Annotated in this window: 6 protein-coding genes; all 6 read left to right on the forward strand. The window is 55.2% G+C overall.

What is annotated here, in order from left to right:
• Positions 1–11: 11 nt before the first annotated feature.
• The 6 genes from LCH64_RS11095 to LCH64_RS11120 all read left to right on the forward strand — a co-directional run bounded on the left by LCH64_RS11095 (position 12) and on the right by LCH64_RS11120 (position 12,747).
• Positions 12–1,718 carry a ShlB/FhaC/HecB family hemolysin secretion/activation protein gene (locus LCH64_RS11095; protein ID WP_226500271.1) on the forward strand — a complete coding sequence of 569 codons (1,707 nt, stop codon included), beginning with the start codon at positions 12–14 and terminating at the stop codon, positions 1,716–1,718.
• Positions 1,719–1,743: 25 nt separating this feature from the next.
• A complete protein-coding gene (locus LCH64_RS11100; protein WP_226500272.1) occupies positions 1,744–10,578 on the forward strand; it encodes a DUF637 domain-containing protein in 8,835 nt (2,944 codons plus the stop codon).
• A gap of 32 nt (positions 10,579–10,610) precedes the next feature.
• Entirely contained in the window at positions 10,611–11,150 is a 540-nt protein-coding gene (locus LCH64_RS11105) for a hypothetical protein (protein WP_226500273.1), read from the forward strand.
• 376 nt (positions 11,151–11,526) lie between these two features.
• On the forward strand, positions 11,527–11,889 hold the full coding sequence (locus LCH64_RS11110) for a hypothetical protein (protein WP_226500274.1): 363 nt from the start codon (positions 11,527–11,529) through the stop codon (positions 11,887–11,889).
• Between the two features lie 110 nt (positions 11,890–11,999).
• Positions 12,000–12,278, forward strand: a complete 279-nt coding sequence (locus LCH64_RS11115; RefSeq protein WP_226500275.1) for a hypothetical protein — start codon at positions 12,000–12,002, stop codon at positions 12,276–12,278.
• 10 nt (positions 12,279–12,288) lie between these two features.
• Complete coding sequence (locus tag LCH64_RS11120; RefSeq protein ID WP_226500276.1) at positions 12,289–12,747, forward strand: hypothetical protein; 459 nt, start codon at positions 12,289–12,291, stop codon at positions 12,745–12,747.
• Positions 12,748–13,127 lie beyond the last annotated feature (380 nt).

The following is a 13,127-nucleotide window of genomic DNA, read 5'->3' on the forward strand; positions in this document are numbered from 1 at the left end:
AGGGATCGAACATGTACCCACCCGCCCTCGCGGCGAGGTTGTGCGTAGCTTTGCTGTGCCTGTCTCCGCTTCAAATTGCCTTCGCTGCACCCACCCCCGGTGAAACCGACCTGATCCGCGATCGCCAGAATCGCTTGCTCGAAGAGCAGCAGCGGCGTCTTGAAGACCTGAAAAATCTGCCCGGCAAAGAGGCAGGTCCGGCGCAACCAGCGGCGCCCACCGACACCCGTTGTTTCCCGATCAAGGACATCGAGCTCAAGGGCGCCGACAGTCTGTCCGACAGCGACAGAACCCGTCTGCTCAAGCCCTACATCGACCAGTGCCTCGGTGTACCGCAGCTCAACGAGCTGCTGAAAGTCATCACCGACCATTACATCGAGAAAGGCCTGGTCACCAGCCGCGCCTACCTGCCGCAGCAGGATCTGTCTGGCGGGCATCTGAAAGTGCTGGTGGTCGAAGGCAAGCTCGAAGGCATGAAGGGCGCCGAGAACAGCAAGCTTTCGGAGCGTGAACTGGCGATGGCGTTTCCCGGCAAGTCCGGTGATCTGGTCAACCTGCGCGAGATCGAGCAGATGGTCGATCAGCTCAATCGCCTGCCGTCCAATCAGGCCAAGATGGAACTGGCGCCGGGCAAGAACGTCGGCGGCAGTGAAGTGCTGGTCACCAATACGCCGCAGAAGCCATGGCGTGCCGGACTGTCGCGCAGCAACGACGGCCAGCGCAGCACCGGTGAACAGCAGTGGGGCACCACTTTCGATTGGGACAGCCCGCTGGGCATGGCCGATCAGTTGAGCCTGCGCGGCGGTCACGATGCAATGACCGACCACCAGCACACCTCCAGCAACGCCATGCTCAATTACAACCTGCCGTGGGGCTGGTGGAACTTCAGCTACACCTACAGCCAGAGTGACTACCGCTCGCAGATCGCCGCCAACGGCTACAACTTCAAGCAGACCGGCGACAGCGAAAACCATCAGCTGCGCGCCGAACGGGTGATCCATCGCGACTCGGTGAGCAAGACCTCGCTCAGCGCCGGCCTGTCCTACCTGCGCACCAACAACTACATCGAAGACAGCAAGCTCAAGCTGAGCAGCAACCGCATCAGCGAAGCGCAGTTCGGTTTCAACCACGGTCGCCGCATCGGCAGCGCCTTCGTCAACTTCGACGCCGGCATGCAGGAAGGCATCGGCGCGTTCGACGCGCAGGGCAGCCACGATCCGGGCCCGGGCGAACCGGACGCACGCTACCGCAAATACACCGCGACCCTTAGCTACCTGCAACCGTTCAAGGTGTGGGGCGAATCCTTCACCTTCAGCAGCCTGATGACCGGCCAGCGCAGCGAGGACGTGCTGTTCAGTTCACAACGCACCAGCCTCGGCGGGCTGTCGTCGATCCGTGGCTACAAGGATCAGTCGTTATCCGGCGACAGCGGCGGCTACTGGCGCAACGATCTGCGCTGGAGCCGTCCGATCAACGTCGAATGGCTGCGCCCGGTGTTCGCTGAATACGGCACCAGTCTCGGTTACGACCAGGGCGTGATTCGCGGCGACCGCTACAACGGCGATCAGCACGGGCGCATGTCGAGCAACTCGCTGGAACTGTTCGCCCGTGGCGAGCATGTGGCTGCCAGCGTGACTTTTGCCCATTCCCTGGAACGCCCGGATGTGCTGACCGAGCGCGAAGCGCCGATCTATTTCCGCCTGGATTTCTTCCTCTAATACCTGCCCGATCCGAGATTCTTTTATGTTTATTCGCCAACTGGCCTTCCTGGCCAGTCAGCCTTCTGCTGCCGTAAAAAACCACGAACACTTCCTTGGTATGCCGAAACGCGGTCTCGCGTTTCTGTTGGCCAACGTCATGTTCTGGCAACCGATGTGGGCGCAGGCAGACGGGATCGTGGTCAACGCGCCGGGCACCACGCTTGACCGCGCCGGCAATGGCGTGCCGATCGTCAATATCGCCGCGCCCAATGGCGCGGGCCTGTCGCACAACCAGTTTCACGATTACAACGTTGACGCCCAAGGCGTCATCCTCAACAACGCGACAAGTCGCACCCAACTCACGCAGATGGGCGGGATCATTCTCGGCAACCAGAATTTGCGTGGGGTCGCCGCACAAACCATTCTCAACGAAGTCAACGGCGGAAGTCCGAGCCAATTGCGCGGCTATACCGAAGTTGCCGGGCAATCGGCCCGCGTGATCGTTGCCAACCCGTACGGCATCAGTTGTAACGGTTGCGGCTTTATCAACACGCCGCGCGTGACCTTGACCACCGGTAAACCGGTACTTGACGGCGGGGGTCGGCTGGATCGTTTTCAGGTCGATCAGGGCAACGTTTCCATCGATGGCAAAGGTCTGGATGCGAGCGCTGTCGACAGCTTTGAAATCATCACCCGCAGCGCGCAGATCAATGCGCAGATTCACGCAAGACGCCTGAACATCACCACTGGGCGCAACGACGTCAACGTCGATACGCTCACCGCCACCGCGCGCGCCGATGACGGCAGCGCCAAACCGCAACTGGCCATCGATTCTTCGGCGCTTGGCGGCATGTACGCCGGGACGATCAAACTGGTCGGTACCGAGGCGGGTGTCGGTGTGAAACTGGCAGGTGAACTGGCGGCCAGCGCTGGCGATATTCAGATCGACGCCAATGGCCAGTTGAGCATGGCCAAAGCTACCGCCAGCAGTGCCGTCGATATCATGGCTAAAAGTCTTGATGCCCAAGGCCCCGTTTATGCCGGCACGCAACTGGCGGTGCAGACTGCTGAGCAGTTGGTCAACCACCAGAGCTTTGCCGCCCGCGATAGCGTGCACCTGACCAGCGGCGGCAAGTTAACCAACAACGGGGTGATCGAAGCCGGGGTCAGCCCCGACAACAGTCGGAATGCCAACGGCGATCTGTCCATCAACAGCGATTCCGTGAGCAACAGCGGCAGTGTGTTGGCCAGCCGTTCCCTGAACGTTACCGCTGCTGGTGTGCTCGATAACCAGAACGGCATCATCCAGGCACAGAACGTTACTTTGAGCGCGGCTCGACTGGTCAACCAAGGCCTCAATGCACGCATTTATGGGGAAACCGTTCTTGCGTTTAGTGCCCCGGCGATCGTCAACCTCGACGGCCTGATCCGCTTTGCCGATGGACAGTTGACGACGCTGTCGGTCGACAGTCTCGACAACCGTCAGGGCCGTATCGAAGTGGCCGGCGGCAGTTTCAAGCTTAATACCCGAGAGCTGCAGAACGCCGATGGCAAAATCATTGCCGGGCAACTGGACATAGAGGCTAGCCAGATCGACAACAGCCGCGGCCTGATCGGCGCCAGTGAGAGCGAAGCCAAGGTTTTCGCCCGTGAACGGCTGGACAACGGCAAAGGCAAAATTCAGGCGAAAACCACATTGGCAGTGTCAGGAGGCGAATTGCTCAATCGGGGCGGTACGCTGGCGGCTGATCAAATGAGGATCACGGCGGCGCGCCTCGATAACAGCACCAAAGGTGTGATCAGTGCCGAAAACGGCGCTGTCGAGCTGGCGTTGGCGCAGGATCTGGATAACCACGACGGTAAGGTACAAGCATCGACTCAACTGTCTGTCGCTGCCCAACGCATCAACAACCGCAACGCCAGTCTCACCGGTAAAACCATTGAGATGACCAGCCGCGGCGCGCTCGAAAATACTCAGGGAACGATTTCGTCCGCTGACACTGTCATCACCAGCGCAGACATTGATAACAGCCAGGGTCTGATTCAAGGCAACGATCGCCTTAAACTGACCGCACAGGATCTGGAAAACTCGGGTGGCAAGCTGCTGGGCGGTGTGCTCGATGCAAGTCTGACCCATCTCACCGGCAACAACGACGGCACCATTAGCGCAGAAAACGGCACGCTCTCGCTGACGGTTCAGCAGCACCTGAACAACGCCTTGGGTCGGCTGCAAGCCAGCCAAGGTGACGTGGATGTTTACACCCGTTCTTTCGATAACCGGGGCGGCGTAGTTGCCGCTCAGCAGTTGTTGGTGGTGGCCAAGGAAGGACATGTCGACAACCGTGGCGGGCGCATGATCAGTGATGGTCTGAACCTGCACGCTGCCAGCCTTGATAACAGTGACAACGGTCTGTTGGCTGCGGGTGTTGACGGGGCTCGGCTGATCCTCAAACAGACCGCTCCCGGCCAGTCACAACTGCTCAACAACAAAGGCCGTATCCAGAGTGATGTCGGCCTGCACATCGAAAGCGATGCCGTCGATAACAGCGCCGGCGTCCTGCTCGGCAAAACCATCGACATCACCGCCACGCAACTGACCAATAACGATAAGGGTGGCATTGTCGGTAATGGCGGCGATGTCGCATTGAACATCTCCGGTGTCTTCAGCAACGTGACCGGTGTGGTTGATGCCGGTGAACAACGCTTGCTGCTCGAGGACTTCACTGCGCTGGACAACCGTGGCGGTACCTTGCGCGGCAAGCGTCTGGACATCACCGGCACTTCGATAAACAACAACGATGCCGGCCAGATCGTCGCCAGCAGTGGCGGCCTGAAAATCACTGGCAAGACCCTCCTGAATCAGCAGGGTCTGATCCTCGCCAACGGCAGTTACGCGGAACTGGCCCTCGGTAGCGGCACCTTGCAGAATCAGGGCGGGACGGTGCAAGCCGACTCTTTGGAAATCACCAGCGGCCACCTTGACAACAGCGCAGTCAACGACAAGGCCGGGCTGATTTCCAGCCTGTCAGATGACTTGAAACTCACTGTTTCGCGTCTGACCAACCGCGCGGGCAAACTGTTCGGCAAGGATCAAGTAATCTTCACTGGCAGCAGCCTGGACAACACTGGCGGCGAGATCAGTGGCAATCAGCTGAGGCTCGACGCGGCGGGGCAGATTCTCAATCAGGGTGGCCTGATTGAATCGGCAACCCATCTGAAACTCACTGCCAGCGAGTTGGATAACAGCGCCGGCGGCCAGGTTCGAGCACTCGGTGGGGCATCCAGTCAGCTCAAACTGACCGGTAACCTGAACAATCAGGGCGGCGTAATCGAAATTGGCAGTCAGGATCTTGAGTTAGGTGCAGCCCAACTCAACAACTTCAGCGGAAGCGTACGCCACGCGGCGGCTGGCCTGTTCGATCTGGATCTGAGTAATCTTGCTGGAGAGCAGGGCAGCCTCACCGGTTTGGGTAAAGGCGTATGGGACGTCGGCTCAGTCATCGGCGTCGGCAACTGGCAACTCAACGGTGGCTTGACCTACACCAGCGCTCAGAGCCTGACCCTCAACGCCGACGACCGCATCGCCAGCGCTTCGGCACTGAGCCTGAATGTCGCCAACCTGACGAACGCCGGACAACTGCTCAGCGATGGCGATCTGACGCTGACCCTTGGCGGCAACCTGATCAACAGCGGTCGAGTATCGGCTCAGCAGAAGCTCAGCATCAACGCCAACGACGTGATTCAACAGGACGGTCGGCTGGTCAGCGGCGGCGATACCGTCATGACCTTGCGCGGCACGCTGGACAACCTCGGTAGGCTGATCGCCAACCAGAACCTCACGGTGACGGCTGCGCAGGTCAATAACAAAGGTACCCTCGGCGCCCAAGGCAATCTCGAACTCAACGCTACCGACGGTATCTCCAATGTAGCCGATACGCTGCTGTTCAGCGGTGGCTCGATGAAGTTGCATGGCAACAGCTTGAGCAACTATTACGGCGATATTTATAGCCGTGGCAATCTGTCGTTCGACGCTGTGGGCGGTGGTCGGGCTACGTTGTTCAGCAACTTGTCAGGGACGATTGAGGGCGAGGGGGATGTCGACATCAATGCGGTGTCGGTGGAGAACGCCAAGTCGGTTTTCGAAATGACGCAGGGCGGCAGTTCCGGCTCCATCAGATGGATTTGCGGGCAGCACTGCGGTGGCCATGATGGCTGGAAAAGAGGCACGATCATCATTGATCGGACCTATAACGAAGTGGTCCTCAAAGACTCGACTGCATCGCGCTTCGTCGCGGGCAAAAACCTGACGATTCATGCCGGCAGCGTAGAAAACCGCTACAGCATGATGGCTGCCAACGGCAATCTCACGGTAACGGCCGACCGCTTGTTAAACCTTGGCGCGGCATCGCGCTCTGGCACTTCGACAGAAACGATCGGCACGCCTGGCAAGATCGATAATAGCTTATGGGATCGCATGGAGTTCGTCGAAGTCCCGGCATTCAATGCGCAGACGCAGCAGGGACATTTCGATGAGGCACGCTTCAACGAGTTGGTCGCCGTTACCAATGACAGTCGCTTTTCTCACCCCGCCAATGTACACATAGACTGGTCTCCCAATGGCAACACCTTGTATCCGGCCACCCTGCAGGCGGGAGGAACGGTAAGCCTTGACGTCACCGACTCGATCCAGAACGGCAAGCTCTACAACAATACTTACGATCAACTCACCGGAAATCTGGACAGCGAAAAAGCGACCGGTGTGGGTGTCGTCGATATCAATCTGGGCAAGCGCAGCAGCAACGCCAGCGTTCAGGTCGCGAAGGACGTCACTCGCATCGAAAAGGTGGATGCGGATGGCGTGAAGCAGATCAGCTTCGTCCCGGTTGATTTCCGTGGGGTGCCGTTTGCTGCCGTAGATCCAACCGCGTCTTCGACTTTCAGGCTTCCGAAAGGCCCGTACGGCATGTTCGTGCAGAGCCAGAGTCCACAAAGTCGTTATCTGATCGAAACAAACCCTGAGCTGACCCAGACCGCGGCATTCATGAGTTCCGACTACCTGCTCGGCAAACTCGATTTCAGCGCTGATGAAGCCGCGCGCCGCCTCGGCGACGGCCACTACGAATCGCGCTTGATCAGCGATGCGGTACTGGCTCAGACCGGCCAGCGTTTTCTGGCCGGCGGCTTGAACAACGATTACGAGCAATTCCGTTACCTGATGGACAACGCGCTCGCCAGTAAAAATGAGCTGAATCTGGCGGTGGGAGTCACCCTGACGTCCGAGCAGGTGGCGGCGCTGACGCATGACATCGTCTGGATGGAAGAGCGCGTCATCGACGGTCAGAAAGTACTTGTGCCAGTGCTTTATCTGGCTCAGGCCGAATCCCGAAACGTGCGAGGCGGTAGCCTGATTCAGGGGCGTGATCTGCAAATGATCGCCGGCAATGACCTGGTCAACGTCGGCACTCTGCGTGCCACAAACAACCTCTCGGCAGATGTGAAAGGCAGCCTTTATAACGGCGGCCTGGTCGAGGCCAACGAACGCCTGAGCGTGATGGCCACCGACAGCATCCGTAATGCGCTGGCCGGTGATATACGCGGTAATCAGCTCAGCCTGAGCACCCTCAAGGGTGACATTGTCAACGACCGAACCGCCGTGACTTACAGCCCGGGGCAGGGGATGCGCACTGCCCTTGACGAAGGCGGCAACATTAGCGCCCGCGATACGCTGAGCATCAAGTCCGGCAATGACTTGACCAACTCCGGCACGATCACCAGCGGCGCCGATGCAAACTTGAGCGCGACTCGCGACATCAACTTGCTGGCGGTTCAGGACGTCAACGAGATCCACAAAATCGAGAACGGCGGGCATCGCTCGACCGTCACTACAACGGTGGAAAATCTAGCGTCCACCGTGAAGAGCGGCGGCAACCTGAAACTCGACGCCGGGCGCGACATCAACGTCCTCGGCAGTACTGCCGAAGCTAAAGGCGATCTGCTTGCCGACGCGAAACAAGACTTGAACATGGCTTCGGCGAGTGACGAACACAATGTCGAGACCAACAGCAAAAAAGGCAAGAAACGCGTCCACGAAGAAGATAACCACACCGTCCAGAAAGCCGCCGAGTTCATCGCGGGCGGCGACGTAAAGACCTCTTCCGGCCGCGACACCACACTTGTCGCGAGCAAGATCAGCGCAGGCAATGAAGCCTACGTGTATGCGGGTAATGACCTGAACCTGCTGGCAGCGCAGAACAAGGACTACACCCTGTATGACATGAAAGAGAAGGGTGGTTTCGGCGCCAAGAAAATGAAGCGCGACGAGGTTACCCAGATCACTCATGTGGGTAGCGAGATCAAGACTGGGGGCAATCTCACGCTGGTTAGCGAGGGAGACCAGCGCTATCAGGTGGCGAAGCTCGACAGTGGTAAAGACCTGACCTTGGATAGCGGTGGCAGCATCACCTTTGAGGCAGTGAAAGATTCCCATCAGGAAAGCCACGACAAGAGCAGCAGTAGTGCGGCGTGGACCAGCATGGAAAGCAAAGGCCAGGTTGACGAAACTCTGCGCCAAAGCCGACTGATTGCCAAAGGTCAGACGCTTATTAAAGCGGTTGACGGGCTTCACATAGACATCAAACAGATCAACCAGCAAAGCGTCAGTCAAGCAATCGACGCCATGGTGCAAGCCGACCCGAGTATGGCCTGGTTGAAAGACGCCGAAGCGCGAACTGATGTGGATTGGCGTCAAGTCCAAGAGCTGCACGACCGCTGGAATGAAAGCCATTCTGGACTGGGTGGCCCTGCGATGATCATCGTCATAATCATCGTCACCTACTTCACGGCTGGTGCGGCTTCAGGCCTTGTGGGGGCGGGTGCGACTGCTGGTTCCGGCACAGCGATGTCCGCTGGTTTGGCCGCGACAGCCACCAGCGAAGCAGTGGCAGCAGGTTGGGCGAACGCGGCACTTACCGCGATGATCACTTCGGCAGCCAGCACGGCGGCCGTCAGCACCATTAACAACAAAGGCAATCTCGGAGCGGCGCTCAAAGAAACCTTCAGTGCCGACAACCTGAAAAATTACATTGTGGCCGGAGGAACTGCGGGTCTGACCACCGGTTTTTTCAATGACTGGACCAGCAGCACGACCGGTACATCCCCCGCGCTAACGGAATCTACCAAAGGCGCATTGGCCAATACCGGCAAAGTTATCGTCGCCGATTCCGGTGGTCTGAGCAGCCTGCAAGGTATCGCGCACTTTACCGAAAACCAGTTGTTGCAAAATTCCACCTCGGCATTGCTCAACAAAGCCCTGGGCCGTGAAGGCAGCTTGAGTGATGCGGTGCAAAAAAGCCTGGTGAATGCGTTTACCGCCTATGGTTTCAACCTAGTGGGTGATATCGGGGTGAGCAACTATTTGCAGGACGGTGGTCTGGAGAAGATAGGCCTGCATGCGCTGATGGGGGGCTTGAGCTCACTGGCCTCAGGTGGGGACTTCAAAACGGGCGCCTTGGCAGCCGGAGTCAACGAAGCGTTGGTTGACGACCTGGCATCGGCGTATTCCGGAATGTCGAAGGACGATAGAGAACGATTGTTGTTGATGAACTCGCAACTGATCGGGGTATTGACGACCGCTGTTCAGGATCCGAATGCCGATGCCGACAAGCTGCAGCTAGGGTCATCGATCGCGCAGAGTGGTACTCAATATAACTACTTGAGCCATCAGGATGTAAAAGACCTGGAAAAGGCGCTCAAGGAATGTAAAGACAACTGTGATGCGGTTCGAGCTGAGTTTGCCAAGCGTGATGCGGATAACACGGCGCGCCTCAATAACTGTTGGGCGACCGGTGATTGCGCGAAGATCAAGGCTGAGATTGATGAAGGCTCTCTTGCATTAAACGAACTTTGGCAAAATGACAAAACGGGGATTACGGATCAATTCCTCCATAGCAATATCGCCGACTCGACCAACGCCAGGACGCGAACGGTCCTCGACCACCTTCCGAAAGGGGATCCGGCTAATGCTGTGAAATTGCTGGCTGCAGCGGGGATCATTGCTCTTGCGCCGGAAGCTATTGGTTTGCTTGGACAGTTTGCCACGAGAGGTGCAGCTACTTGTGCAGCGAACCCAGTGCTGTGCGCGAACGAAGTCGCGATCTGGGCTGCTGATGCAGGGATGTCGGAGGCACTTCCCGTCGGGTTGGGGGTCGCAGCCGGAGGAGCGGCGACCAAGGAACTGAGTGATCTCCGCGGTTTGATGGAGATCGAAGCGAAAACCGGGGTTAAGCTAACGGCTGAGGAGATTGGGGCGGTTGTTGGGCCGGCAGCGTCAGGTGCAAAAAGTACTGATGTCATTGCAGGTTCGAATATTGGTCGTGCTGATCTTGGAGACTTGCTAGGACGCGGCGGTAATAAGGATGTTTATGGCTATGGAGACAATCAAGCTGTTGGCGTCTTGCGTAATGGAACGAATTCGCAGGCGATTTCCGATGAAATTTATATGCTCGGAAAGCTGCATGATTCGGGAATTCCTACAGTGAATCCTCAAGCCGTGAGTGTTGACGGAACCCCCGGCATGCTGATGGACCAGTTTGCTCAAGGGTCAAAAGATGTCGTGAGGCTGATGGACGGAAAGGTGCGCATTGTTGGGGATTCGCCACTCCTCAATCAACAAAGCATTTCAGATCTGAAAGGTATTCGAGATAAACTCGTAAATAACAATATCCAGATCAACGACCTGCAGTTCCTTATTAGCAACGAAGGGCGTGTCGTGGTTGCTGATCCGCTTGCCGTTAATTTTAACGCTGCACCGTCAAAAAATAATCTTCGAATGATCGATTTGTTGATTCAGGCAGCACAGAAGAATGGTCCGTTTAAATAGGTGCTTAGCATATGACTTCAATGATACCGTCTATGACAATTGAGCTTCTTCGACAGCTCACTGGCAAGTCAGTCTCCAAGCTTGTTAGGTATAGCTGGTGGCCTGCCTCGGAAATTTCTGCGCAGTGTGGTATCGATGATGAGTTAGCCTTCTCATTAACTGCCGGACCTTTAGCTGTATATTTTGAGGATGGCGTAATTCTTGGTTTTTCTAGTGATCCTTCTCTGAATAGTGTCATCGTTTGGGATGAAGCAGCGAGGGTTGCGGGTCAAGGTCCGGCCTCTTTGGAAAGTGATGAAGAACTGTTCGCTATCTCTGAGTCTGGAAGGTTCTCTACTGTTTTTTGGAGGCGATTGATCGGCGGTTGTGTAAGCAATGTAACGATACTTAAGCGTGTGCACATGAGTGCGATAGAGAATCAGCGCCCAAGTGAAGTTGGCTTGCGTTTTATTTTTACAGGCGGCAAGAGTTTTGTAGTGTCCCATGGATTACATGACAATTCTGATGATTTTTCAGTGCTAGAGGAAACTCAGTTGAGGGGAGTTGAGTTGGAGGAAATCTCGATAAACTAACGGAGCAAAAGAGGGGGCTAACCTTACGCCGAAGCCACCGTTGGCTGGTACTTCAGGGGGTAAATAGTGACAGGCCACGTTAATATAGTTGGCTGAAACAATACTTAAAATTTTGCCGTCATTTGAGTCTTGGCGCGAGCTAAGCTTTCAGTTCGACCATTTGAAAGGATTCATTGATGCCGCGTAGAACCCGAGTTTTGATGTCAGGCGTACCACTGCACTTGATTCAACGAGGAAATAATAGATCTGTTTGTTTTTTACCGAGGTAGCGTAAATGTGGTCTGTCCCCGTAAACTGTTAATGTGGGAGGGAAATATATAGAAAAAGTATGGGTGCCAGATCCTAGTAATTCCAGAAAAGAAGCCTGGGTGCCGAAATGAATGACGTTATTAAAAAGTTTGTTGAGCTTTGCGATATGGCTATGGCCGCTTTTGGTGAAGAGCTAGAAATTTCCTACGAGATGTCCTTGTTAAGTATTTTGAAATTTATAAAAAAACATCCTGACTATAAAGAAGATTTTATAGATAGATTTAAGTTGATTTTAATGTCTAGGAGCTCGCCATTTGAAGTTGTGGCATTTTGTATGCGTGAGCTTCAGTGGCCCGAAATTAAAGAATTTGTAATTTCAAAGATGAATCCTTCTGAGGATCCTCGGGCCGAGGCCCTGCGAAGCACATTAACCGCATATGACGAATTTTGGCCTGATGCCGATCTTTACAGTTACTATGGCGTGAAATAATTGACGAGTAAACGGGGACAGACCACGTTTAGAAAGCACTCCGAAAATGTGGACTGTCCCCGTTAACCATAGGCGGAAAGACCTGTGTTTATAACTGCGTTGTTGATGGCGTGACTCGTTACGTTGGAATAACCGACGACATAGTTAAACGCGGTCAAGCTCACCTCAGACAAAAAGGCATCACGATTGACAGAATAGAGGGTTTACAGAACCTTTCACGTGCCGACGCACGGGCAGTCGAGCAAACACTGATCGATTACCATGGCCTTGGTAAAAATGGCGGCACGTTAATCAATAAGATCAACTCTATATCGTCTGTCAAAAACCCGACTAAGTATAAGCAGGGTTTGATTCGCGGCGCCGAGTTGCTGAAAAAAAGCTGGATATGAAGGATTTTAAATGGCTAAGAAGGTAAAGCTGGGCGACATTTTGCAGGTATTAACCTCGCAGGGTGTTGCATATGCGCAAGTTACTCATAAGCATCCGGAATTTGGTTTTTTAATTCGTATTTTTCCCGGATTCCATAATGAACAACCAAAAGATTTTTCGGTTGTGGTTGATGGTGAACCACAATTTTCCGCATTCTTTGTTGTTCAAAGTGCGGTAAATCAAGGCCTTCTATCCGTTGTGGCAAATGTTCCGGTTCCCGAAAGGTTACAAGTGTTTCCTACGTTCCGCTCCAGGAATGGCGGGCCGGGAGGCTCTATTTGGCTGTGGAATGGAAGCGAAGCACTTCGGCTGGAGAGAGATATTAGCTCGGAAGAGCTGAAGCATTCCACAAGAGGAATTATTAGTGCGCCATTGCTTGTTGAGCGTATTGAAAATAATTACAGAGCGGAGACCCATGAGGTCTGGTGAGCTGTAGAAATGTTTCGGCTTGATCTTGTTCCACTGACACCGGCCTCGCGCCGGTGTTGTTTTATCCGTCAAGCTGTTGCTTCTTTTCGGCTATCCGGCTGCTACCGAACTGCTACTTGTCTGCTCTCAATTGCTATCTTTGCGCTACTTTCTGGCTACTTTTGCCATCGGCCAAGCCGCTGGCGAAGGATTTGACCCTCTAGTCGGTGCCTGTCCTTAAATTCACTGTGTTTTTACGACTGTATTCCGCCCTTAAATCCCAGCATTTTTGCGATACACCATACGCACCCTTCGGGTGATCGTAATATCTTGATCTATATAGGTATAGGTAAATGGGGACAGACCACGTTTAGAAAGCTCTCCGAAAATGTGGCCTGTCC

The organism is Pseudomonas sp. MWU16-30322 (assembly GCF_020515535.1).
GTDB classification, from domain to species: Bacteria; Pseudomonadota; Gammaproteobacteria; order Pseudomonadales; family Pseudomonadaceae; genus Aquipseudomonas; species Aquipseudomonas fluorescens_H.